This is a genomic window from Aquitalea pelogenes (assembly GCF_041914625.1).
Lineage (GTDB): Bacteria > Pseudomonadota > Gammaproteobacteria > Burkholderiales > Chromobacteriaceae > Aquitalea > Aquitalea pelogenes.
Genome location: NZ_JAYSDA010000032.1, coordinates 1 through 23903 on the forward strand (window position 1 = coordinate 1; position 23903 = coordinate 23903).

The 23903-nt window shown below is 60.7% G+C and carries 23 protein-coding genes and 5 tRNA genes; 20 read left to right on the forward strand and 8 right to left on the reverse strand.

All coding sequences use genetic code 11. From position 1 onward, the window contains the following. The first annotated feature begins 65 nt into the window (after window positions 1–65). The 6 genes from ACE3SE_RS19220 to ACE3SE_RS19245 all read left to right on the forward strand — a co-directional run bounded on the left by ACE3SE_RS19220 (window position 66) and on the right by ACE3SE_RS19245 (window position 984). Window positions 66–141, forward strand: a tRNA-Lys gene (locus tag ACE3SE_RS19220). A gap of 31 nt (window positions 142–172) precedes the next feature. Continuing rightward, window positions 173–248, forward strand: a tRNA-Lys gene (locus tag ACE3SE_RS19225). 10 nt (window positions 249–258) lie between these two features. Continuing rightward, window positions 259–334: transfer RNA gene (locus ACE3SE_RS19230), tRNA-Lys, on the forward strand. A gap of 31 nt (window positions 335–365) precedes the next feature. Further along, window positions 366–441 (forward strand) — tRNA-Lys (locus ACE3SE_RS19235). 10 nt (window positions 442–451) lie between these two features. After that, a tRNA-Lys gene (locus ACE3SE_RS19240) sits at window positions 452–527 on the forward strand. Window positions 528–657: 130 nt separating this feature from the next. Further along, the gene (locus ACE3SE_RS19245) at window positions 658–984 is read left to right on the forward strand and encodes a hypothetical protein (protein WP_062788367.1); all 327 of its coding nucleotides are present in this window, start codon (window positions 658–660) and stop codon (window positions 982–984) included. Window positions 985–1031: 47 nt separating this feature from the next. Here ACE3SE_RS19245 and ACE3SE_RS19250 read toward each other — a convergent pair whose 3' ends face one another. Next, complete coding sequence (locus tag ACE3SE_RS19250) at window positions 1032–1637, reverse strand: DUF4124 domain-containing protein (RefSeq protein WP_062788365.1); 606 nt, start codon at window positions 1635–1637, stop codon at window positions 1032–1034. Beyond that, entirely contained in the window at window positions 1638–2282 is a 645-nt protein-coding gene (gene pyrE / locus ACE3SE_RS19255) for an orotate phosphoribosyltransferase (protein ID WP_374557560.1), read from the reverse strand. Window positions 2283–2358: 76 nt separating this feature from the next. On the opposite strand from pyrE, the gene ACE3SE_RS19260 reads away from it, so the two are divergent. From ACE3SE_RS19260 to ACE3SE_RS19270, 3 genes are all read left to right on the forward strand, one after another. Continuing rightward, window positions 2359–3141, forward strand: coding sequence for an exodeoxyribonuclease III (locus ACE3SE_RS19260; RefSeq protein ID WP_045846353.1), 783 nt, complete (start codon window positions 2359–2361; stop codon window positions 3139–3141). Between the two features lie 182 nt (window positions 3142–3323). Continuing rightward, window positions 3324–3776 carry a hypothetical protein gene (locus ACE3SE_RS19265; RefSeq protein WP_374557562.1) on the forward strand — a complete coding sequence of 151 codons (453 nt, stop codon included), beginning with the start codon at window positions 3324–3326 and terminating at the stop codon, window positions 3774–3776. A 138-nt stretch (window positions 3777–3914) separates the two neighbouring features. Then, entirely contained in the window at window positions 3915–4538 is a 624-nt protein-coding gene (locus ACE3SE_RS19270; protein WP_374557564.1) for an RBBP9/YdeN family alpha/beta hydrolase, read from the forward strand. Window positions 4539–4612: 74 nt separating this feature from the next. Here the strand turns inward: ACE3SE_RS19270 and ACE3SE_RS19275 are convergent, their stop codons facing one another. Both ACE3SE_RS19275 and ACE3SE_RS19280 read right to left on the reverse strand, forming a co-directional pair. Further along, the gene (locus ACE3SE_RS19275; protein ID WP_374557566.1) at window positions 4613–5449 is read right to left on the reverse strand and encodes a sulfurtransferase; all 837 of its coding nucleotides are present in this window, start codon (window positions 5447–5449) and stop codon (window positions 4613–4615) included. A gap of 190 nt (window positions 5450–5639) precedes the next feature. Next, on the reverse strand, window positions 5640–6050 hold the full coding sequence (locus ACE3SE_RS19280) for an HIT family protein (RefSeq protein ID WP_374557569.1): 411 nt from the start codon (window positions 6048–6050) through the stop codon (window positions 5640–5642). Between the two features lie 169 nt (window positions 6051–6219). Between ACE3SE_RS19280 and ACE3SE_RS19285 the strand changes: the two genes are divergently transcribed. The 3 genes from ACE3SE_RS19285 to ACE3SE_RS19295 all read left to right on the forward strand — a co-directional run bounded on the left by ACE3SE_RS19285 (window position 6220) and on the right by ACE3SE_RS19295 (window position 8902). Then, entirely contained in the window at window positions 6220–7527 is a 1308-nt protein-coding gene (locus ACE3SE_RS19285) for a hemolysin family protein (RefSeq protein ID WP_207389854.1), read from the forward strand. Window positions 7528–7663: 136 nt separating this feature from the next. After that, on the forward strand, window positions 7664–7957 hold the full coding sequence (locus tag ACE3SE_RS19290) for a hypothetical protein (RefSeq protein ID WP_045846384.1): 294 nt from the start codon (window positions 7664–7666) through the stop codon (window positions 7955–7957). Between the two features lie 192 nt (window positions 7958–8149). Next, window positions 8150–8902 carry a glutathione S-transferase family protein gene (locus ACE3SE_RS19295; protein WP_374557572.1) on the forward strand — a complete coding sequence of 251 codons (753 nt, stop codon included), beginning with the start codon at window positions 8150–8152 and terminating at the stop codon, window positions 8900–8902. 52 nt (window positions 8903–8954) lie between these two features. On the opposite strand, the gene ACE3SE_RS19300 is transcribed toward ACE3SE_RS19295, so the two are convergent. The 4 genes from ACE3SE_RS19300 to ACE3SE_RS19315 all read right to left on the reverse strand — a co-directional run bounded on the left by ACE3SE_RS19300 (window position 8955) and on the right by ACE3SE_RS19315 (window position 17604). Continuing rightward, window positions 8955–12797, reverse strand: a complete 3843-nt coding sequence (locus tag ACE3SE_RS19300; protein ID WP_374557574.1) for a DUF3683 domain-containing protein — start codon at window positions 12795–12797, stop codon at window positions 8955–8957. 218 nt (window positions 12798–13015) lie between these two features. After that, on the reverse strand, window positions 13016–14005 hold the full coding sequence (pdxA, locus tag ACE3SE_RS19305) for a 4-hydroxythreonine-4-phosphate dehydrogenase PdxA (RefSeq protein WP_374557577.1): 990 nt from the start codon (window positions 14003–14005) through the stop codon (window positions 13016–13018). Between the two features lie 3 nt (window positions 14006–14008). Beyond that, the gene (locus tag ACE3SE_RS19310) at window positions 14009–15298 is read right to left on the reverse strand and encodes a peptidylprolyl isomerase (RefSeq protein ID WP_374557579.1); all 1290 of its coding nucleotides are present in this window, start codon (window positions 15296–15298) and stop codon (window positions 14009–14011) included. Window positions 15299–15300: 2 nt separating this feature from the next. After that, complete coding sequence (locus ACE3SE_RS19315; RefSeq protein WP_374557581.1) at window positions 15301–17604, reverse strand: LPS-assembly protein LptD; 2304 nt, start codon at window positions 17602–17604, stop codon at window positions 15301–15303. Between the two features lie 74 nt (window positions 17605–17678). On the opposite strand from ACE3SE_RS19315, the gene amgK reads away from it, so the two are divergent. The 8 genes from amgK (at window position 17679) to ACE3SE_RS19355 (ending at window position 23902) form a co-directional block, all read left to right on the forward strand. Continuing rightward, window positions 17679–18710, forward strand: coding sequence for an N-acetylmuramate/N-acetylglucosamine kinase AmgK (gene amgK, locus ACE3SE_RS19320; RefSeq protein WP_062788340.1), 1032 nt, complete (start codon window positions 17679–17681; stop codon window positions 18708–18710). Window positions 18711–18720: 10 nt separating this feature from the next. After that, window positions 18721–19419 carry an N-acetylmuramate alpha-1-phosphate uridylyltransferase MurU gene (gene murU / locus ACE3SE_RS19325; protein WP_374557584.1) on the forward strand — a complete coding sequence of 233 codons (699 nt, stop codon included), beginning with the start codon at window positions 18721–18723 and terminating at the stop codon, window positions 19417–19419. Then, complete coding sequence (ruvC, locus tag ACE3SE_RS19330; RefSeq protein ID WP_045846364.1) at window positions 19416–19946, forward strand: crossover junction endodeoxyribonuclease RuvC; 531 nt, start codon at window positions 19416–19418, stop codon at window positions 19944–19946. The genes murU and ruvC overlap by 4 nt, the downstream gene beginning before the upstream one ends. 60 nt (window positions 19947–20006) lie before the next feature. Beyond that, window positions 20007–20954: a prenyltransferase gene (locus tag ACE3SE_RS19335; RefSeq protein ID WP_374557586.1), complete on the forward strand. Its 948-nt coding sequence runs from the start codon at window positions 20007–20009 to the stop codon at window positions 20952–20954. Between the two features lie 29 nt (window positions 20955–20983). After that, on the forward strand, window positions 20984–21577 hold the full coding sequence (gene ruvA, locus ACE3SE_RS19340) for a Holliday junction branch migration protein RuvA (protein WP_045846366.1): 594 nt from the start codon (window positions 20984–20986) through the stop codon (window positions 21575–21577). A 66-nt stretch (window positions 21578–21643) separates the two neighbouring features. Continuing rightward, complete coding sequence (gene ruvB, locus ACE3SE_RS19345; protein WP_045846367.1) at window positions 21644–22678, forward strand: Holliday junction branch migration DNA helicase RuvB; 1035 nt, start codon at window positions 21644–21646, stop codon at window positions 22676–22678. A 4-nt stretch (window positions 22679–22682) separates the two neighbouring features. Next, complete coding sequence (locus ACE3SE_RS19350) at window positions 22683–23399, forward strand: glutamine amidotransferase (protein WP_374557590.1); 717 nt, start codon at window positions 22683–22685, stop codon at window positions 23397–23399. Window positions 23400–23467: 68 nt separating this feature from the next. Then, the gene (locus ACE3SE_RS19355; protein ID WP_374557593.1) at window positions 23468–23902 is read left to right on the forward strand and encodes a hypothetical protein; all 435 of its coding nucleotides are present in this window, start codon (window positions 23468–23470) and stop codon (window positions 23900–23902) included. Window position 23903 lies beyond the last annotated feature (1 nt).

Consider the following 23903-nt stretch of genomic DNA (forward strand, 5'->3'; position numbering starts at 1 on the left):
GAGCAGCGGACTTTTAATCCGTTGGTCGCGAGTTCGAATCTCGCCCGACCCACCACGTTTCATCCGGGTTGTTAGCTCAGTTGGTAGAGCAGCGGACTCTTAATCCGTAGGTCGAGTGTTCGAGCCACTCACAACCCACCAGTTTTTCCGGTTTTGCTGTATGGCAAGACTCGGGTCGGTAGCTCAGCCGGTAGAGCAGCGGACTTTTAATCCGTTGGTCGCGAGTTCGAATCTCGCCCGACCCACCACGTTTCATCCGGGTTGTTAGCTCAGTTGGTAGAGCAGCGGACTCTTAATCCGTAGGTCGAGTGTTCGAGCCACTCACAACCCACCAGTTTTTCCGGTTTTGCTGTATGGCAAGACTCGGGTCGGTAGCTCAGCCGGTAGAGCAGCGGACTTTTAATCCGTTGGTCGCGAGTTCGAATCTCGCCCGACCCACCACGTTTCATCCGGGTTGTTAGCTCAGTTGGTAGAGCAGCGGACTCTTAATCCGTAGGTCGAGTGTTCGAGCCACTCACAACCCACCAGAATCAGCAAAAGCCCGGTCGCCAAGGTGACCGGGCTTTTGTTTTGTGGCGGGCGCACGCCAGGGTCGTCAAGGCTGGCCGTGGTGTGGATAATGACGGGGTCAACCATGGCTGTGAGAGGGCCCAGGCAATGATCAAACAATTTGCTGTTGTACTGTTGCTGGCAGCACCGCTGCCGCTATTGGCGCAGACGGTCGATGAACAATTGCTGTCGGCACAAATGGCTTACCAGCAGGCCAACAACCAACAGGAGCAGGCTGCCGAGCGGCTCAAGCAGGCACAAGCGGCCAAGCAGCAAGCCGACCAGCGCTTGCTTGATGCCCAGAATGCAGTACAGAAGGCGACAGATGAACTGGCTGCGGCCACCAGTGCCGACGCGGCTGCCAAACAGCAAATGCAGCAGCAGACCCAGCAATTGAATGAAGCTTGGAAACGCAAGGAAGCTGGTGGTCAGTAAGAGCCCGCTCCTGAATTGAAAAAAGCCGGTTAGTCCGGCTTTTTGCTTTACTGCTTGCTACGCGAGATCTGCTGGTAGCGCGCGATGTCTTCCTGCATTTTCTGGCGCACGTTGTTGTATTCCGCCTGTTTGGTGGCGATCAGTGTGCCCAGGCCCTTCTGTTCCTGCTGGATGACCTGGATATTGTGCTGCAGGCCGGCAGGCACCGGACGATGCTGCTGTTGGTTGACAGTTTGCTCCTTGAGCATGTCGCGCAACTGCAGGTTCAGGGTTTTCATGCGGGAATACTGGGCATCCAGCGAGGCTTGCAGAATCCCCAGCTGTTTTTCGCGATCCTGGCGCAGCTCGTCCACATTGCGATAGCTTTCCAGCAAACTCTTGTCATAGCGGGCGCTATCCAGCTGGCGTTGCTGCTCCTGCTTGCGCACGGCTTCGCTGGCTTCGCGTTGTTGACGTGCCTGCTCGCTTTCTGCCTGCTTGCGTACCACGCCCTGACGGTTCAGTTCCGCCACGCCCTGCTTCTGGTGCTGCAAGGGCGGTGCATCGCTGTAATGCACCTTGCCCGCATCGTCCACCCACTTGTACAGGCCGCCATCAGCCATGGCGGCACCGCAACTCAGCAGAATCAACAGGGCGGGCAGGTGCTTGGTCATTTAGTCATTCACTCCATATTGGGCGCGGTAGTCACGTACCGCAGCCAGATGTTGTGCCAGCTCCGGGCTGCCTTCAAGGAAGCCCAGCAGGTCTTTGAGGGTGGCAATGGCGACCACCGGCATGCCATATTGCTGTGCCACTTCCTGTACGGCAGACAGTTCGCCCGTGCCGCGCTCCATGCGATCCAGTGCAATGGCAACACCGGCCGGGATGGCACCTGCAGCACGAATCAATTCAACCGATTCGCGCACCGAGGTTCCGGCGGAAATCACGTCATCAATGATCAGCACGCGGCCTTGCAGCGGGGCACCAACCAGCGTGCCGCCTTCGCCGTGATCCTTGGCTTCCTTGCGATTATAGGCAAACGGAACGTTGCGGCCTTGTTCGGCCATGGCCATGGTGGCACCGGCTGCCAGAATGATACCCTTGTAGGCCGGTCCGAACAGCATGTCGAACTCGATATTACTCGCCATTATGGATTTGGCATAGAAGCGCGACAGGTGCAGGGTGGACAGGCCGTCGTTAAACAGGCCGGCATTGAAGAAGTACGGCGATTTGCGCCCTGCCTTGGTGATGAACTCGCCAAATTTCAAAACCTGCTTGTCGAGTGCAAAACGGATAAAATCTTGGCGGAAATCGCTCATATCATTCCTCTTAGAAACTAGTTAACTATCTGAACGGCTGGAAAATTTGCCGGCAAGGATAGCACAGGAGACTGCATTGCTTCGAATCGTTTCAGCCAACCTCAATGGTATCCGCTCGGCGGACAAGAAGGGTTTTTTTGACTGGATGTCCACCATCGGGGCGGATTTCGTTTGTGTGCAGGAGCTGAAGGCGCAGGCAGGGGACCTGAGCGAGCGCATGCGGGCACCGGACGGCATGACCGGCTATTTCCACTATGCCGAGAAAAAAGGTTATAGCGGCGTGGGGGTCTACACGCGCCGCCAGCCGGACGCGGTGATTGAAGGCCTGGGCGTGGACTGGATCGACGCCGAAGGCCGTTTTCTGCAGCTGGATGTTGGCAATCTGAGTGTGGTGTCGCTGTATCTGCCCTCCGGCTCCAGCAGCGATGAGCGCCAGCAGGTGAAGTTCCAGTTTCTGGATGTGTTCATGCCGCACCTGGAGCAACTCAAGGCAGCGGGTCGGGATATCGTCATCTGCGGGGACTGGAACATTGCCCATCAGGAAATCGACCTGAAAAACTGGAAGGGCAATCTGAAGAATTCCGGTTTCCTGCCGGAGGAACGGGCCTGGATGAGCGACTTGCTGGGGCGCGTGGGCTGGTGCGATGTCTGGCGTACCCTGTACCCGGATCAGCCCGGCTACAGCTGGTGGAGCAACCGCGGTCAGGCTTATGCCAAGGATGTGGGCTGGCGTATCGATTACCACATCGTCACCCCGTCCTTGATGGCCTTGGCCAAAAGCGCATCGGTCTACAAGGAGGAGAAGTTTTCCGACCATGCGCCGCTGATTGTGGATTACGCGCTGGAGCTGCCAGCCTGAGCGCTGCCGGGCGCTGCTTGATGAATTTGTGTTGAGCCGGTTGCGATTGCTAACACATCGCAATGATTGTCTTCACCGGTGGCAGCTTGCCGGGACTAGGATGAAGGCATCGGGGCAGATTGCCTGCGCTGCCTTTGGCCTGCCGCAGGTGAGCGTGAACAACACTTATCTCAGGACGCGCCATGAAACATCGTCTGCTGTTTTGCTTGCTGGCATTGACCGCCGCCACCCCAGCGATGGCGGCCAATGTCGGTATTTCGGTCAATATCGGAGAGCCGGGCTTTTACGGCCAGCTGGATATTGGTGATTATCCGCCACCGGCCTTGTTGTACCCGCAACCGGTGATTGTCAGCCCGGTGGTGGTGGCACAGCCACCCATCTACCTGCGGGTGCCACCGGGCCATGCCCGGCACTGGGATCGCTATTGCAGCCGTTACCATGCCTGTGATCGCCGGGTGTATTTCGTGCAGGACCAGTGGTATCGCCAGGAATATGCGCCGCGCTATCTGCGCGAGCACCCGCATGGTCACCATGACAATGGTTGGCATGAGGGCGATGACCACCGCGGGCATGGACCACGGGACGGACGTCCGGACGAGCCCTGGCCGGACCAGGGTGGACCGGGCCGCCACTGAGCTTGTCGTTTTCCCTTGCACACCGCCGGTCATGCCGGCGGTTTTGCATTCTGTGGCAAAGCGTTCTAGCCTGTGCTCAGAATGACAAACCCGTCCTGTCAGACAGGGCGCAACCACGGTGCAGCATGAGTACGCCTGATGCACCGGCAACAAGCAAGGGTGATGATGCTGGACGATGATGATGTGGTGCTGATTACCGTGCCCGGGTGGGGTAATTCCGGTGACAAGCACTGGCAAACCCTGTGGGAGCTGACCTACCCGCTGGCGCGGCGCGTGCAGCAGCAGGACTGGCTGTACCCGGAGCGTGAAGCATGGGTGGCGGCGCTGGATCAACTGGTGCGGGACACGCCCGGCCGTATCGTGCTGGCAGCACACAGTCTGGGCTGTCATACCACGGTAGCCTGGCTGCGTAAGGTGGATTATGTTACCCAGCGGCGCATCAAGGGCGTGCTGCTGGTGGTACCACCGGCACTGCCGATTACCGAGGCAAGGGCGCGCGCCAGTGGCGAACTGCCGGCTGCTGCGGCCATGCCGGCTTTTACCGGTTTCGAACAACCTGACGCTGGCGCATTGCCGGTTCCTGCGGTGATGGTGGCCAGCAGGGATGATCTGTTTTGTGATTTCGCCGCTGCCGAGTTAATGGCATCTGGCTGGGGCGTGCGCTTGCTGGATGCCGGCAAGGTCGGTCACATGGGCAGTCATGCCGGGCTGGGTAGCTGGGCGGCTGGCCAGCAGTTGTTGCAGCGTTTCATCCTGGCCTGAACTGGCCTGTGACGAAAAACCGCCGTCCCGGATAGCGAAGACGGCGGTTTTTTCATGGTGGTAACTTGGTTAACTTAGCGGGCGACCGGGCGCTCCGGGTCGCTGCACCATTCGCTCCATGAGCCCGGATACAAGCGGCTGCCGGTCAGCCCGGCATGTTCCATCGCCAGCAGGTTGTGGCAGGCGGTGACGCCGGAACCGCACTGATGCACGATTTCTTCCGGGCTGATGCCAGCCAGTACGGCCTCCCATTCGCTGCGCAGGGTGGCAGGGTCCTTGAAGCGGCCGTTGCCATCCAGATTGTGCTGGAAGAAGCGGTTGCGTGCGCCGGGGATGTGGCCGCCGACCGGATCCATGGTTTCGCCTTCGCCACGGAAGCGCTCCGGACTGCGGGCATCCACCACGACAAAATCCTGTTCTTCCAGATTAGCCAGTACCTGATCGGCATCGACGGTTTCGATCAGGCTGGCCTTCACCGGGAAGCGGCGCGGCATATGGCGCTTCTTGTCGGTTTCCAGCGTGGCACCGGCCTGTTGCCAGGCCTGGATGCCGCCATCCAGTACCGCTACCGCAGCATGGCCCAGCCAGCGCAGCAGCATCCAGGCGCGGGCGGCGTACATGCCTCCGGCGTCGTCATAGCACACTACTTGCACATCGGCGGTAATGCCGGCGGCACCCAGGTCCACCGCCAGACGCTGGCCGTCCGGCAGCGGGTGACGGCCATTGCTGCCGGTTTTCACGCCGGACAGGTGGTAATCCAGGTTGAGGTAAAGGGCACCGGGAATATGGCCGGCTTCGTAAGCATGCGAGCCGTATTCCGGGTCGGTCAGCTGGAAGCGGCAGTCGAGGATGACGGTGTGCTCCGGGTCCAGTGTCTGTAACTGGGTCGGGCTGATGAGGGTGGTGTACATCGGCAACTCCTGTGTGAGTGGTGGGCGGGTCGGGTCGACCTGCCGGTCTCCGGAGGAGCCGCTTACGAGCCGGCCCAGGGGCCGGCTTGAAAGCGGTTCCGCGTCATCGCTGGTGGTGTTTGCCACCAGCATGATCGCTCTAGCCTACACAGAAGCCATGGCTGCGGGCAAGTTGCCGGGGATGGCGCGCTCAGCTGGCAGCTTGCTCCAAGAGGGCAGTGCGCAGCAGCCCGGCCAGTTGCGGCTGGCTGTGGTCGGCCCCTTCGCGCTGCGGGCTGGCCCAGATCGGGCTGGGGAAATGGGCATCATCGGCAAAGCGCGGAATCACATGCCAGTGCAGGTGCGGAACCACATTGCCCAGGCTGGCCAGATTGATCTTGTCTGGCTGCATGACGTGGCGGATGGCCTTTTCGGTGCGCAATACCCAGTCAAGCACATGGGCGCTGTCGGCCGGAGGCAGGTCACTCATTTCGCGTACATGCTGTTTCCAGATGACGCGGCAAAAGCCGGGATAGCCGGCTTCTTCTACCAGCAAGACCCACAGACGGGCATCTTCGTACAGCAATTCGCCGGCAGGCAGGGTGCAAAGCGGACAAGTCATGAGCGGATCGCCTTATTCTGTTGAAGGATGTCGCTCATTCTACCGTGCCACGGCCTTGCGGTTTTTTTTCGTCTGTTATACTGATTCCACTGTCCGCATGTTCAGTCCTGTCATGCGGAATGGCTATCCTGTACAAGACATCCCGTCGCTAACCCCCTGGAAATACTGTGTGAATCTGGTTCAGAACCTGATGGTGATTGCCGTACTGATTTTGATCAGTGCCTTCTTTTCCGTATCGGAAATCTCGCTGGCGGCGGCACGCAAGATCAAACTGCGGCAAATGGCCGAAGAGGGCGACGTGCGTGCCGAACGCGTGCTGGCCTTGCAGGCGCAGCCGGGCTTGTTCTTTACCGTGGTGCAGATCGGCCTGAATGCCGTGGCCATCATGGCCGGTATCATGGGCGAGGCGGCCTTTACCCCCTATTTTGCCCAGGCACTGCATCTGGTGTTTTCCGCCGACTGGGTAGAACGGGTCAGCTTTCTGCTGTCTTTCGTCACTGTCACGGCGCTGTTCGTACTGTTTGCCGACCTGATGCCCAAGCGCTTGGGCATGTCGGCACCGGAGCAGATTGCGGTGCGCGTGGTACGGCCGATGCAGGCCTGTGTGCGGCTGTTCATGCCCTTGGTGTGGCTGTTCAACAGCCTGGCCAATGCCTTGTTCCGCCTGTTTGGCCTGCCCACCGCGCGGCCGGACGACCTGACGCCGGACGATATCGTGGCGATGATGGAAGCCGGGGCCGAGGCTGGCGTGCTGCAGGAGCAGGAACATCACCTGATCGAAAACGTGTTCGAGCTGGAAAGCCGCACCGTGCCGTCGTCGATGACGGCGCGGGAAAGCGTGGTGTATTTCACCCTGCAGGAAGAAGAAGCCAGCATCAAGCGCAAGATTGCCGAAAGCCCGCATGCCAAGTATCTGGTATGTGACGGCGTGGTGGATGCTGTCGTTGGCTATGTGGATTCCAAAGACATCCTGACCCGGCTGGTGAACCAGCAAAGCGTGTCGATCAAGCGCGAGCTGACCATCCGCAACGTGCTGATCATCCCGGACAGCCTGACCCTGTCCGAGCTGCTGGAGCGCTTCAAGGCCTCGCGCGAGGACTTTGCCGTGGTGATGAACGAGTACGCGCTGGTGGTGGGCATCATCACGCTGAACGACGTGATGAGCACGGTGATGGGCGACCTGGTGTCGCAAAGCCAGGAAGACCAGATCGTGCAGCGTGATGCCGACAGCTGGCTGGTGGATGGCGCCTCGCCGGTGGAAGATGTGCTGCGCGCGCTGGATATCGATGGCTTCCCGGATGACGAGAACTACGAAACCATTGCCGGTTTCATGATGTACATGCTGCGCAAGATTCCCAAGCGCACCGACCATGTCGAGTACGCCGGCTACAAGTTTGAAGTGGTGGACATCGACAATTACCGTATCGACCAGCTGCTGGTCACCCGTGTGCAGGCACCCGCTCCGGCTGGGGGCTGAGGCGGTTACGAACGCTTACACGGGCTTACAAGAGTCTCACAGACGCGCAGCTTTCCCCTCCCTAAGATGCAGTTCATGGAGACAGCAAACACGCTGCCCCCGGAACCCAACAAAGTCGCCTTACGGGAGAATGACCATGAAAAAGATCGCCGCCCTTGCCCTTGCCGCCGTGTTTGGTCTGGCTTCCGCTGCCGGTTTTGCTGCCGATGCCTCTGCTCCGGCTGCTAAGCCTGCTGTCGCTGCGCCGGCCAAGGCCCATGCCAAGGCACACCATGGCAAGAAAAAACATCATCAGGTGAAGAAGGCCCGCAAGGCCGCTTCGGCACCTGCCGCACAAAAGGCACAAGCTGCCAAAAAGCATGTGCACAAGCATCACCACCGCCATGCGGTGAAGCATCACCAGCATGCCCCGCGCAAGCTGAACCAATAAGCCATAAGCCGCACAGCGGCAGCTCACTCGCAGTATGTAGTGCTCAAGCAAGAGGAGGCGCAAGCCTCCTTTTGCTTTTGGCTAGTCCGGAATGACCGGTCTGATCTGGCGCAATATCAGGTCAGACAATCTTAATGCTTATGTCATTGCATGGCATCATGCTGGCTCTGCCAATACGGGCCGGATGGGCTGATGCTGACACTCTACCAATTCCCCTTTTCCCATTTTTGCGAAAAAGCCTGCTGGGCGCTGGACCTCAAGCAGCAGCCCTACCGCGCGGTCAACCTGTTACCTGCCTTGCATCTGGCCTGGAGCCGGCGCATGTCCAGTGCCAGTTCACTGCCCATTTTGCGTGACGGGCCGTATATCGTGCAGGATTCGTCCGCCATCATCGACTATCTGGACCAGCGCTGGCCACAGCATGGCCTGACACCGACAGACGGGAACCTGGCCCGTCAGGCGCGGCAATGGGAGCAATGGCTGGGCGATGAAATCGGCGTGCCCTTGCGCTTGTGGTTCTATTCCCACGTACTGCGTCAGCGTCAGTACGCGATGGCTTTTCTGTTACGTGGCGCGTCGCGTGGCCAGGGACTGGTGTTTCAGGCGCTGTTCGGCCTGATCCGCCATGCCATGTTTTACAAGATGCGGATCAACCCGCAGAGCGCTGCTGCTGCCTTGCCACAGCTGGAGCGGGCACTGGATACGCTGGAAGCTGCCTTGCAAGGGCGGGATTATCTGGTGGGGGATGCCTTCTGCCGGGCCGATCTGACCGCCGCTTCCCTGCTGTGGCCGATGCTGCCGTGGAGTGGTGATGAGACGGCAATGCAGGCCTGCCTGCCCGAGGTGATCAGGCAATGGCGGCAGGGCTTCACGCAGCGTCCGCTGTATGGCTGGCTGCAGCGCACCTACCGCTTGCATCGCCCCGTCTCTTGCATTCAGCCATGAAAAAACCGCAGGCCGGAGCCTGCGGTTTGTAGGGTAATACCAGGGTGATGGCTTACAGCAGCACGCGTTCGATACCACCGTTGCGGGCTTTTTCCACGTAGTCCTTCATCCAGTTCTTGCCCAGGATGTGCTTGGCCATTTCCACCACGATGTAGTCGGCTTCGGTGCCGGTATCCGGGCTGTAGCGCGACAGGCCCTGCAGGCAGGACGGGCAGGAAGTGAGAATCTTCACCGGCTGTTCGGTTGCACCGATCTTGGCCAGATCCTTGTTGATTTCCTCTTCCTTGCGCGAGCGCACCTGGGTGGCAATGTCCGGACGGCTGGCGGCAAAGGTGCCGGATTCGCCGCAGCAACGGTCGTTCAGCGTCACGCCACCGCCCAAGAGCTTGTTGGCCACGTCCAGTGGCTGGTAGGCCTTCATCGGAGTGTGGCAGGGGTCGTGGTACATATACTTCTGACCGCCAATCCCGTCCAGCTTCAGGCCCTTCTCCATCAGGTATTCATGGATGTCGATGATGCGGCAGCCCGGGAAAATGTCCTCGAAGCGGTATTTCGCCAGCTGGTCGTAGCAGGTGCCACAGCTCACCACCACGGTCTTGATGTCCAGGTAGTTCAGCGTGTTGGCCAGACGGTGGAACAGCACGCGGTTTTCCGTGGTGATGGCCTCGCCCTTGTCGGCGTAGCCTGCCGACGTTTGCGGGTAACCACAGCACAGATAGCCCGGCGGCAGCACGGTCTGGGTGCCGACATGCCACAACATGGCCTGGGTGGCGAGGCCCACCTGGCTGAACAGGCGTTCCGAGCCGCAGCCGGGGAAGTAGAACACCGCTTCGGCATCTTCCGCCACTTGCGGGTTGCGGATGACCGGCACCACATTGGCATCCTCCACATCCAGCAGCGCACGGGCGGTTTTCTTCGGCAGGCCGCCCGGCATCGGCTTGTTGATGAAGTGAATGATTTGTTCCTTCACCGGTGCCTTGCCGACGGTGGACGGCGGCTGCTTGGTTTGTCCGCCGGTCAGGTGCAGCTTCTTGCCCACGCTGTAACCCAGGCGCTGTGCCTTGTAGGCAAAGCCGACCAGGCCGCCACGGATGGCCTTGATGGTGGACGGGTCCTTGACGGTGAGGAAGGCCATGCCCAGCGCGGTGCCGGGGTTGAAGCGTTTGTTGCCGGTCTTGCGCAGGAAATTGCGCATGGCCACCGATACATCGCCGAAGTCGATCTTCACCGGGCAGGGTTTCACGCAGCGGTGACATACCGTGCAGTGGTCGGCCACATCGGACAGCTCGTCAAAGTGCTTCAGGCTGACGCCACGGCGGGTTTGTTCTTCGTACAGGAAGGCCTCGGTCAGCAGGCCGACGCCAAGAATCTTGTTGCGCGGGCTGTACAGCAGGTTGGCGCGCGGTACGTGGGTGGAGCACACCGGTTTGCACTTGCCGCAACGCAGGCAGTCCTTGACGCTGTTGGAAATGGCACCAATGTCGGATTGTTCCAGAATCAGCGATTCCGCACCCAGCAGCGAGAACGACGGAGTGTAGGCCATGGTGAGGTCGGCACCGGGCAACAGCTTGCCGCGGTTGAAATGACCGTTGGGGTCCACGCGTTGCTTGTAGGCGCGGAAGGGGGCGATTTCCTCTTCGGTGAGGAATTCCAGCTTGGTGATGCCGATGCCGTGTTCGCCGGAAATCACGCCGTTCAGGCTGCGTGCCAGTTCCATGATGCGGGCCACCGCCTTGTGGGCGGTTTGCAGCATGTCGTAGTCGTCGGAGTTGACCGGCAGGTTGGTATGCACATTGCCGTCACCGGCATGCATGTGCAGCGCCACGAACACGCGGCCGCGCAGCACTTTCTGGTGCAGTGCGTGCACGGCGTCCAGAATCGGCGCATCGGCCTTGCCGGAGAACAGGTTTTCCAGATCGTTCAGCAACTCGTCCTTCCAGCTGACGCGCAGCTGGAAGTCACGCATGGCGATGAACACGCTGGACGGGCTGGCATTGGCATCCACCAGCGGTGCATCCGGCCACAGGCTGCGGTACTGGGCAAACGGGGCATCCAGATTGTCCAGCAACCACTGCCAGCGCTGACGCAGGGTGGCAATCAGCTCCAGTGCGGAGCTGCGACGCTCGCCGATGATTTCGTCGGCCGAAACGGCACCGCCTTCGGTATCCACCGGCAGGTTGCCCTGGAAGTATTCGCTCAGCGTATCCAGCAGGCGCAGCTTGTTGGCGACGGATAGCTCGATATTGATGCGTTCGATGCCGTCGGAGTAATCGCCCAGGCGCGGCAGCGGAATCACCACGTCTTCGTTGATCTTGAAGGCATTGGTATGGCGCGAGATGGCGGCAGTGCGCGAGCGGTCCAGCCAGAACTTCTTGCGCGCTTCCGGGGTGACGGCAATAAAGCCTTCGCCGGTACGGGCATTGGCAAAGCGCACCACCTGGCTGGCGGCTTCGGCTACTGCGTTTTCATCGTCGCAGACAATGTCGGCGATCAGCACCATTTTCGGGCGGCCCTTGCTCTTGGCCTTGGTGGCATAACCCACGGCACGTACATAGCGCCAGTCCAGGTGTTCCAGACCTGCCAGTTGCACACCGGCAGCATGACCGGCACCGCCTTGCTTGAAGTAGTCGGTGATTTCGACAATGGCCGGGGTGGCCTGGGCCACGGTGCCGAAGAATTCCAGACACACGGTGCGGGTGTGCGCCGGCATGCGGTGCAGCACGAAGCGCGCGCTGGTGATGATGCCGTCGGTACCTTCCTTCTGTACGCCAGGCAGGCCGGCCAGGAATTTGTCGGTCACGTCCTTGCCCAGGCCGACCTTGCGGAAGGTGGGGCCGGGGATGTCCAGCTGCTCGGTGGACAGGACGGTCTTGTCGTCTTCCTTGTAGCGGGTGATGCGGAAGCTGGCCACGTCCACGTCGTGGATCTTGCCGTAGTTGTGGCCCACCCGTTCGATAAACATCCAGTTACCGTTGGGGTCCACCATTTTCCAGCTGGCCAGGTTGTCCAGCGCAGTCCCCCACAGCAGGGCTTTCTTGCCGCCGGCATTCATGGCGACGTTGCCGCCAATACAGGAGGCTTCGGCGGAGGTGGGGTCCACGGCAAATACCAGGCCGGCAGCACTGGCTGCCTCGGCCACGCGGGCGGTGACCACACCGGCACCACACTGGATGGTGGCGCGCTGGCCATCCAGGCCGGGCAGGGCGATGTATTCCACGCCGTTGTGCTGCACCAGCTTTTCGGTGTTGATGACGGCGCTGCGGCGGTCCAGCGGCACGGCACCGCCGGTGTAGCCGGTACCACCGCCACGCGGGATGATGGTGAGTTCCAGCTCGATCAGCGCCCGCACCAGCGGCGCGATTTCTTCTTCGGTATCCGGTGACAGCACTACGAAGGGGTATTCCACGCGCCAGTCGGTGGCGTCGGTCACGTGCGAGACACGAGCCAGGCCATCAAACAGGATGTTGTCGCGGCGGGTGTGGCGGCTGAGCTTTTTCAGGATGGCCTGACGCAGTTCGCGGGTTTCGGCAAATTGCTGCTCGAAGGCATTCACCGCCTGGCGGGCGGCGGCAATCAGCTGGCCTACCTTGTCATTGCCTTCGCGGCGCTTTTCCACTTCCTGCAGGCGGTGGTGCATGGCTTCCACCAGCGCGGACAGGCGCTTGGGGTTGTCCAGCAGGTCGTCTACCAGGTAGGGGTTACGGTCCACTACCCAGATATCCCCCAGCACTTCAAACAACATGCGGGCAGAACGGCCGGTCTTGCGCTCGCTGCGCAACTCTTCCAGCAGCGCCCACATGGGTGCGCCCAGAAGCCGGATGAAGATTTCCCGGTCCGAATACGATGTGTAGTTATAGGGGATCTCGCGGAGACGCTGATGGGTGCTGGTGGTCATGGTCCGTGCTGCTGTAATTGTTTGAATACATTGGCGGCTAGTTTAGCCCAATTGCTGCGTTGCGAAAAATGCCGTTCACGTCATTTTTACATTTTGATATAAAGATACCGACCTGTTCTGGATGTTGTCCGACAAAACAGGCCCGTCTACCTTAAGGTATTGCCACAAAAGGAAAAGCCCCTGTCATTAGCAGGGGCTGTGGTGTTTTGGCGGCAGTTTCACGGCTGTGTGACAGCCAGCTGTGCAGCCAGACGCACGGCTTCATACAGGCTGCCCGGATCGGCACGGCCGGTGCCGGCCAGGTCCAGCGCCGTGCCGTGGTCCACCGAGGTGCGGATGATGGGCAGACCCAGCGTGATGTTGATGCCGGCCCCGAAGCTGGCGTGCTTGAGTACCGGCAGGCCCTGGTCGTGGTACATGGCCAGTACCGCATCAGCCGTGGCCAGCTTGTCCGGGTTGAACAGGGTGTCAGCCGGTAGCGGGCCGATCAGCTGCATGCCTTCGGCGCGCAAGTCTTGCAATACCGGTTCGATGACGTCGATTTCCTCACGTCCCATGTGGCCGGATTCCCCTGCATGCGGGTTGAGGCCCGCCACCAGAATGCGCGGATTCTGCAGCCCGAACTTGTGCTGCAAATCGCCATGCAGGATGCGGATGACGGCTTCCAGCTCCGGTTTGGTGATGGCGTCGGCCACGGCACGCAGCGGCAGATGGGTGGTGACCAGCGCCACCCGCATGCCGGCCCCGGCCAGCATCATCACCACGCGCGGGGTGGCGGTGTGTTCTGCCAGATATTCGGTATGGCCACTGAATGGCACGCCTGCATCGTTGATCACGCCCTTGTGTACGGGAGCGGTTACCATGCCGGCAAACTCACCGGACAGACAGCCGGCAATGGCGGCATCCAGCGTATCCAGCACATAACGGCCATTGCGCTTATCCAGCACGCCCGGCGCGACTGGTGCGGCCAGCGGTACGTGCAGCACTTCCAGCGTACCTGCCGCAGGGGCGGGCTGGCCGGGCCGGTAAGGCATGAATTGCTGCTGATGCAGGCCCAGCAGCGCAGCACGCTGTTGCAACAGGGGCAGGTCGGCAATCACCACCAGCCGGGCATCTACCGTGAGGCGGCCCAGGGTGAGTACCAGATCCGGGCCGATGCCGGCCGGTTCTCCGGCGGTGACAGCCAGCAGGGGGCGTGCCGCAGTCATGGCTTACTTGTCGTCCAGGCGCTGTTCGACAAAGGCGGAATCACGCAGCTGACGCACCCAGTCCAGATAAGCCTGGTCCAGCTTGCGCATGCGCAGCTGCTGCTTGATGGTCTGGCGCTCGCGATCGGCGGAGACATCCTGGTTGCGCTTGGCATCCACCAGGATCAGGTGCCAGCCAAACGGGCTGCGTACCGGCTCGGATACGGTGCCCACCGGCAGGGCCAGCATGGCTTTTTCGAATTCCGGCACCATGTCGCCCTTGTTCACCCAGCCCAGATCGCCGCCTTTGACATTGCTGCCGTCTTCGGAATACAGCTTGGCCATTTCGGCAAACTTGGCACCGCGCAGAATACGGTCGCGGATTTGCAGGATGCGGTTCTTGGCGTCGGTATCGGAAACCGCTTCATTGGTGCGGATCAGGATATGCGAGGTGTGGTATTGCTCGACCACCAGCGGCTGGTTGCCGCCACGCTTCTCGATCAGCTGGAAAATCATGAAGCCTTGCGGTGTACGAATGACGCCGGTGTGCTGGCCCGGGTTGAGGCTGTCCAGCAGCGATACGAATTCCTGCGGCAAGGTGGCAGCCGGACGCCAGCCCAGATCGCCACCCTTGATGCCGTTCGGTGCATCGGAGTAAGTGGCTGCCACCTTGGCAAACGGCTGCTTGTCATTCAGCTCGGCCAGTGCCTTGCTGGCCTTGGCCGCCAGGTTATCCAGCTGCTTGGCGTCGGCACGCTCCGGGGTGCTGACCAGAATGGTGGCCAGGTGGTATTCGTTGCGATTGGCACTCTGGGCACTTTTCAGTACCTGATCCACTTCGCTGTCAGTCACATTGATGCGCGAGCCGATTTCATTGTTTTTCAGACGGGCCAGAATGATTTCGCGGCGGATTTCCTCACGGAAGCGGGCAAACGGCACGCCTTCCTTGGCCAGCTGCGCTTGCAGGCCTTTTACGTCCAGCTTGTTCTGCTTGGCCAGGTCGGCAATGGCCAGGTCCAGGTCATGGTCATCCACGCGGATGCCGTTGCTGTTGGCGTATTCCAGCTGTGTCTGCTCGGTAATCATCTGCTCCAGCACCTGATGCGCCAGAACGTCACGCGACGGCGGGGTGACATTCTGTCCTTTCAGTTGCTGGATGACGGCATCAATACGGTTTTGCAGGTCCAGATTGGTGATGACGGTCTTGTTGACCACCGCCACGATGCGATCCATTTCATTGACCGGGTTGGCCGGTGCTGCGTGGGTCGTCTGGACGAATGTTGCAATCAACAGAGCAAGCAGGGTTTTTTTCATGGTCAATTGGATCGGATATCGGAAATGTTGGAGTAGCCCGGGATGGCCAGCTTAAGGTCGGATGTCGGGCTGCTGCCCAGACTGCCCAGACCACGCAATTCCAGCTGGAAGAAAATACCGGTGCTCTTGGAGGCGGAAGAAATGGTGGTTGCCAGGGTGTTGGTACGCTTCACCACCACACGCGCCGTCCAGCAGCCGTCGTTGTACTCTACCCCGAGCAGATGCTCAAGTGGCTTGCTGTCGATCAGGGAATAGCTCTCGCGGCCCACGGCATACCATTGACGCACGATAGGCCATTGCACACCCAGGTCGACCATGCGTAGCGGGCCGTATTGGGTTGTATCACCAATTTGGTCGTAACGGCCATAGCGGTAGCGCAGGCTGACGGTTTTGCCCGGAGCCGGGTTGTAGCGCACTTGCAGATTGTAGCGCTGGGTTTTGGCCAGATCCTGGTTGTACTCATAGGTACTGTCCAGACGCCAGGCCTGGTCAAGATCGCCGCCCAGGCTACCCAGCAGGCCTTTGCTGTTGTTCTGCAGGGTGATCTGGTTGCCGTACAGCGAGGTGTCTTCGTTGCGGAAGTAATAGCGCTGACCCAGCATCAGGCGCAGCCGTTCGATACCGGTTTCAGCACTGATCAGGCGGCTGGTCAGCGCTGCGGTCAGCTGGTTGGCGGCATTGATGCGGTCCCAGCTGGAAAAGCGGTTTTCCGAGAACAGCTGGGCGAAGTTGAAGTCGTTTTCCGAGCTGTCAAAGTTCGGAATCTTGCTTTGGTCTTTGGCCGGGATGTAAACGTAGAACAAACGCGGTTCCAGCGTTTCCACATAATTGCTGCCATTGAAGCTGGTGTCGCGCTCGAAGTGCAGGCCGGAATCGGTGCTGAAAATCGGCAAGGTGCGGGTAATGGTGCTGCCCGGTGTCGTATTGTTACCCAGCGGATTCAGGTCGTACTTGGTGTAATTGACGCCGAACTTGGGGCGGAAGAAGCCCCAGCTCTTGTCCAGCAGATTCCAGGTGATACTGGGATAGGCGACAAAACGGTCACCGGTCTGCAAGGTGGGGTGTGAGAAACGCGTCAGGTCGCCTTGCAGATTGAAGCTGAAGCTGGATGGCAGCTGCTGGTTTGCCACCAGGGTCAGCTGCGGTAGGCGGGCATAGGGCTGGTCGGCCGGAATCAGCGGGTCTTCCAGCGTCTGGTAGCGCTGCACGCGCAGCATGGCTTCCAGATTACCGCCTTGCCAGCTGGTGTTGTACTTGGTCCAGGCTTGGCGCAGAAGGTTGACATTGATGGCCTGCAGGGTGCGGTCACCAAAGTCGTCGAAGTATTTCGTGTCGGAGACGTAGTTGTAGTCGTAGCCAAAGGTCAGCCCCGGCAGCAGGTTTTGCTTGTGAGTGGCATACCAGGCGTAGCGATTGGTGTGGGTCAGCTTGTCGTTGCGCAGCTGCTCGGTATAAATGCTGCCCTCGTAGTCCGGCTCCAGGTAACGGAACTCACCGGCCAGCATGGTGCCCCGCTTGAGGTTGATGTGCGGGGTGAGGGTGGCATCGAAATTGGGCGCGATGTTCCAGTAGTAGGGCAGCGCAATGTCAAAACCGGTGGTGCCGGAACGGAAGGTGGGCGTAAGCAGGCCGGATTTGCGGCTGCCATCCAGCGGGAAGTCGATCCAGGGTGTGTACAGGATGGGGACGCCCTGGAATTCCAGCCGGGCATTGCGGGCAACACCGATATTGGTGGCGTAGTTCAGGTCCAGCGTGGAGGACTTCAGATACCACGAGTCATCCCCCACCACGCAGGAGTTGACCCGGCTGTTGATCAGGCGGTACTGATCCGGCCCGGTGAACTGGGCTTCACTGCCATCGCCACGGAAGGCAATGCCGGATTGCGCCAGGCTGCGCTTGGCACCGCCGGGCTTGTTATTGGTATCCGGGCTGCCCATCTGGAAGGAAGGCTGCTGGGCCGAACCGGTATGTTCGTCCATCCAGTAGTCAAGCGTGGTGCCGGTGACAACGTCCTTGTCACGCGTCAGACGGAAGTGGTTGCCCGCCTTCACCCGGTTTTGTTGCTGGTAGTAGTCCAGCCAGTCCGCTTCCAGGGTCTGGTTGTCGCGAATCACCACCACATCGCCACTGGCTTTCAGCTTGTCCTGCATCTGCCCGTCCATGTGGTCGGCAGTGACATGCGTCTGCCCCTGGGTGGTGGGCGTGGTATTAAGCGCTTCCGGCGCATTGTCTGCGGCCTGGGCGGCAGAAACCGAGAAAGCGGCTGCCAGAGCCAGCGTCATTTTCGTGGGCTGCAGTTTGAGCATGCACAAAGCCATATCGTGTGGACAGGTGAGCAGGTTAAAATCAGCAGATTCTATCAGCATCGTGACGAACCGACATGCAACGTTTGGAACAACTCAAGAGCTGGCTTGACAGCCTGTATCCGCAAACCGACATCATGGTGGAGTTTGCCGCGGCCGACGCCGACTTCCGTCGCTACTTCCGTGCCCACTTCCCGGATGGCACTTCGCGCATCGTCATGGATGCGCCGCCAGAGAAAATGGACACCGATCCTTACGTGAAGGTTCGTGAGATTTTTTCGGTGGTGAATGTCCCGCAGATCATCGCCCGTGACCGCGAGCAAGGCTTCATGTTGTTGGAGGATCTGGGCAAGATCACTCTGCTGGCCGCACTGGAACATGACACACGTCCGCTGGTGCATCGTCATCTGCTGCTGGAGGCGGTGGATACCCTGCTGGCCCTGCAGCAAGCCAGCCGTCCCGATGTGTTGCCAGAGTACGACGAAGCCTTGCTGCGCCGGGAACTCAGCCTGTTTCCGGAATGGTATTGCGCCAAGGAACTGGGCAAACCGCTCAACTTCGCGCAGCGCCAGTTATGGGATGCCGGCTGTGAAAAACTGCTGGCGGCCATCCTGCCGCAAAACAAGGTTTTCGTGCATCGCGACTTCATCGTGCGCAACCTGATGCTGACCTCCGGCCATCCCGGCGTGCTGGATTTCCAGGACGCGGTATATGGCCCGATCAGCTACGATCTGGTGTCCTTGCTGCGCGATGCCTTCATCGAGTGGGAAGAGGATTTCGTGCTGGATATCGCCATCCGTTACTGGGAAAAAGCCCGGGCCCTTGGCTTGCCGGTGCCGGAAAGCGTGGATGATTTCTACCGTGATTTCGAATGGATGGGCGTGCAGCGCCACCTGAAAGTGGCCGGAATCTTTGCAAGACTTTACCACCGTGACGGCAAGGAAAAGTACCGTAGCGAGATTCCGCGCTTCATCAAATACCTCAAACGCACCACCCGCCGCTATCAGGAACTGGCTCCGCTGTATCAGTTGCTGCTGCAACTGGTGGGCAAGGACGAGACCGATGCCGAGCTGCAATCGGCCTACCCGGTACTGAGCGTCAAGGGCTGATGGCGTGGGCATGAAAGCGATGATTCTGGCGGCCGGTCGTGGCGAGCGCATGCGCCCGCTGACCGACCACACGCCCAAACCCTTGCTGCCGGCTGGTGGCAGGCCGCTGATCGAGTGGCATATCCGCCGTCTGGCGGCAGCGGGTATCCGCCAGTTGGTGATCAACCACGCCTGGCTGGGTGCGCAAATCGAACAGGTGCTGGGTGACGGCAGTCGCCTTGGTGTGGAGATTGCCTACTCGCCGGAGAGTACCGCGCTGGAAACGGCCGGTGGCATTGCCACCGCGCTGCCCTTGCTGGGCGATGCACCTTTCCTGGTGGTGAATGGCGATGTGCTGAGCGATGTCGATTTCACCACCTTGCAGCAACAGGCAGCACAGCTGGATGGCAGAACCCGTCTGGCCCACCTGCTGCTGGTGGACAATCCGCCGCACAATCCGGCCGGTGATTTCGGCCTGCTGGATAATGGCCTGCTGGCAGCCAGGCCAGATGCGGGTAACGGGCTGACCTTCTCCGGCATTGCCGCCTACCATCCGACCCTGTTTGCCGATACGCCCGCCGGCCAGCCGGCCAAGCTGGCACCGCTGCTGCGTGCCGCCATGGCGCCAGGGCAGGTGAGTGGCAATCGGCTGGATGGACTGTGGCTGGATGTGGGCACGCCGGAACGGCTGGCCGAGGCTGATGCCATTGCCGCGGGCTGGCCAGCGTGAGTCGGCGCATTCTGGGGGTGGACCCCGGTAGCCGCATTACCGGTTTCGGCGTGATCGACCTGATTGGCCAGCAGCGTCATTATGTGGCTTCCGGCTGCATCCGCACTCCGCAGGGTGCGCCGCTGGCCGAGCGCATCAAGGTCATCATCGACGGGCTGTTCGGCGTGATCGACACCTATCAGCCACACGAAGCGGCCATCGAGCAGGTGTTCGTCAACGTCAATCCGGCGGCCACGCTGATGCTGGGCCAGGCGCGTGGTGCCTGTGTTTCCGCCTTGGTGTTGCGCAATCTGGCTGTCTCGGACTACACCGCCTTGCAGGTCAAGCAATCGGTGGTCGGTCATGGCAAGGCGGCCAAGGAGCAGGTGCAGCACATGGTGGTGCGCATGCTCAATCTGTCCGGCACGCCACAGGCCGATGCGGCTGATGCGCTGGCCGTGGCGCTGGCACATGCCAACCTCAGTGGCGGTGCCATCGGCCAGCTGGCACGGCAGGGCCTGAAAGTGCGTGGCGGGCGTCTGGTTTAGCGCAAGCACAGTTGGTCGTGGCTGCGCTATGCTGTGGTCATCGTCCTGACGGAGCACTGCATGCCCCCTTCTCCTGTTGCCATCGAACCGCAAGCGGCTGATCTGGCGCATCATCCGGTGCGCTGGTGGCTGGCCACCCGGCCTGCCTTTCTCACCATCACCCTGGCCGGTGCATTGCTTGGCATCGCCGCCAGCGGCTGGGCAGCATTGCAACAGCACTGGCCCTTGGCACTGCTGGGCCTGATCCTGGCCTTGCTCACCCATGCTGCGGTCAATGTCATCAATGATGTGGCCGACCATCACAATGGCACGGATGCCGCCAATACCGCGCGGCTGTTTCCGTTTACCGGTGGCAGCCGTTTCATCCAGAACGGTGTGCTCAGCGCCACACAGATGCGTAGCCTCGCCCATGGGCTGTTTGCTCTCGTCATTGCCGGCGGGCTGTATCTGGTCAGCTTGCGTGGCCTGCCGCTCTTGCTGATCGGTGTGGCTGGCGTGCTGCTGGGCTGGGCCTATTCAGCACCGCCCTTGCAGCTGAACAGCCGCGGTCTGGGAGAGCCCAGTGTGGCAGCCTGCTTTCTGTTGTTGCCACAGGGCATGGCGGTATTGCTGACTGGTGGCTGGCAAACCACCTTGCTATGGGCCAGCTTGCCCTATGCCATCCTCACCAGCCTGCTGTTGTATATCAATCAGTTTCCCGATCGCGACGCCGACCGGCATGCCGGCAAATGGCACTGGGTGGTGCGCTTGCCACTGGCGCAGGCCCGCATGGTCTACGGCCTGCTTGTCGTGCTGGCCTATGGCCTGCTGGCCGTACTGGTGTGGCAGCAGCGTCTGCCGCTGCTTGCTGCACTCGGTTTGCTGACCTTGCCGCTGTCCGGCTTTGCCAGCGTGCAGCTGTGGCAGCATGCGGGCGAGCCGTCACACTTGCGCCCGGCCATCATCGCCACCATCATGGCGGCCAATCTGTATCCACTGTTGCTGGCCGTGGCCTTGCTACTGGCCTGAGCAATCAATTTCACCGGAGTATTTTTGTCATGATCGGACGCCTCAGCGGCACTCTTATCGAAAAGCTGCCACCGCAGGTGGTGGTGGACGTCAATGGCGTCGGTTACGAAGTGGATGTGCCGATGACAACGTTTTACCAGCTCCCGGCCCTGGGCCAGAAGGCCACGTTGTTCACCCATCTGGTGGTGCGGGAGGATGCCCACCTGCTGTTCGGTTTTGCCAGCAAGGAAGAACGGGAGACCTTCCGCCAATTGATCAAGGTCAGTGGCATCGGTGCCAAGATTGCGCTGGCCATCCTGTCCGGCATGACGGCGGATGAACTGGCGGTGGCCATTGCCAGTGAGGATATCAAGCGCCTGTCTTCTGTTCCCGGCATCGGCAAGAAAACCGCTGAACGGCTGGTGCTGGAGCTGCGTGGTAAGCTGGCTACCGGTAGTAATCTGGCCGTACCCGGCGGCCTGCCCTTTGCCGCCACGCCGGACGAAAAGAGCGATATCGTCAATGCCCTGCTGGCACTGGGTTACAACGAGAAGGAAGCTGCTGCCGCCACCAAGGGCCTGCCTGCCGACGTGACCGTCAGCGACGGTGTGCGCCTCGCTTTGAAGAATTTGATGAAGGGCTAGCCTGCGGCCTGTTGGGTCAGGTGGTAAGATGGACGGATTCAAAATCCAGCCACCACGGCAGTACCCATGATCGAAACCGACAAGCTGATTGGCGGCGCACCCGAGCGACGCATCGTTACCCAGCAAAGCCTGTCCTCGCAGGAAGAAGCACTGGAGCGCGCGCTGCGCCCCAAGCAGCTGGATGAATATGTGGGCCAGAAGAAGGCACGCGAGCAGCTGGAAATCTTCATCGAGGCTGCCAAGCGCCGTGGTGAAGCGCTGGACCACGTGTTGCTGTTCGGCCCGCCCGGCCTGGGCAAGACCACGCTGGCGCACATTGTGGCGCGCGAGATGGGCGTCAACCTGCGCCAGACCTCCGGCCCGGTGCTGGAACGTGCAGGCGACCTGGCAGCCCTGCTGACCAATCTGGAGCCGCACGATGTGCTGTTCATCGACGAAATCCACCGCCTGAGCCCGGTTGTCGAGGAAATCCTCTACCCGGCGCTGGAGGATTACCAGATCGACATCATGATTGGCGAAGGCCCGGCCGCACGCTCGGTCAAGCTGGACCTGCCGCCCTTTACCCTGGTGGGGGCCACCACCCGTGCCGGCATGCTGACCAATCCACTGCGGGATCGCTTCGGCATTGTGGCGCGGCTGGAGTTTTATACCCCGGAAGAACTGACGCGGATTGTCAGCCGTTCTGCCGGGCTGCTGAATGTCACACTGGGCGAAGACGGCGCTTTCGAGGTGGCACGTCGCTCGCGCGGCACTCCGCGTATTGCCAACCGCTTGCTGCGCCGGGTACGTGACTATGCCGAAGTGAAATCCGACGGCGTTGTCACGGCCCAGGTGGCTGATGCCGCATTGGCCATGCTGGATGTCGACCCGGCCGGTCTGGACGTGATGGACCGCAAGCTGCTGGCTGCCATTCTGGAGAAGTTCGGCGGTGGCCCGGTGGGGCTGGACAATGTCGGTGCGGCCATTGGTGAATCCACTGACACCATTGAAGACGTGATCGAACCCTTCCTGATCCAGCAAGGCTATTTGCAACGTACCCCGCGCGGCCGCATGGCCACGGCACTGGCGTACACCCATTTTGGCCTGCCGCTGAAAGACTAGTCCCATGCAGAAAATCATCATCAAGACCGGGCGTACCTACCCGGCGCTGGCCGAAAAACTGGGTGATTTTGAACACTGGATTGCCCGTGAATTGCAAGCTGCTCCCGATGAGTGGCGCGTGGTGGACGTGCAGCGTGGCGAAACCCTCCCCGCAGTGGAGGACTGCGCCGCGGCGGTGATTACCGGCTCCCCGGCCATGGTCAGCGATCGCGAGGACTGGAGCGTGTCCACCGCACAGTGGCTGCGTCAGGCGGTGGCGCGTGAGATTCCGGTATTGGGTATCTGCTATGGCCACCAGTTGCTGGCTGATGCACTGGGCGGCAGCGTGGGCTATCACCCCAAGGGGCCGGAGGCAGGGGTGGTTGAAGTCAGCCTATTACCTGCCGCAGCAGAAGACCCGCTGTTTGCCGGCATGCCCGCCAGCTTCCCGGCAGCGGTCATTCACTGGCAGTCAGTCAGTGCCTTGCCACCGGGGGCGGTACGGCTGGCAGCCAATGCATTCGAACCCAATCATGCATTCCGCCTGGGTTCGGCCTGGGGCGTACAATTTCATCCCGAGTTCGATCTTGCCGCCCTGGACGCTTATCTGGCGTACCTGGCACCCACGCTGCAAGCGGCAGGTCTGACACCAGAGGCGTTGCGGACAAGGTTGTGCCCCACGCCACAGGCTGCGGCTGTGTTGCAGCGGTTTGCCCGCCTGCTGCAACAGCCGTCGGTCTGAGCGCGGCGCGCTGTACATGAATTGATCTGTTATCTGAACCTGATTTGGTTTTCCAGAAAGGAAACATCATGTTTTATGCACTGTTTGCTGCCATTGTCGTGGTTGCCCTGGCTACTTCGCTGGCAGTAGTGCGTTTTTTTGACCCTGCCATCGTCAAGATCCTGCGTCGTACTCTGGGACAGGATCTGGCCGATGCCTGGCGCTACTACATCAGCTTTGCCATCGTGGTGGCAGGGATATCCGGCGGTGTCCGCCCCTGGAATCTGGAGCAGTATCTGCCGCCCACTGCCGGCAAGGGCAGTACCCAGCTGGAACTGACCGGTGCGCGCTGGGTGCTGGAATTGTGGAACGCGCTGACCGAAACCCTGCGCTCGATGGCGCTGGTGATGTTCCTGTTCTTCATCTGCCTGATGATGGCTTATGTGATTGCCCGTGCGCTGGAATTGCGCCGTGCACGCGAGCTGGAAGCTGGTAAGAACGTGGATGCGTCCGGACGGGAGTGAT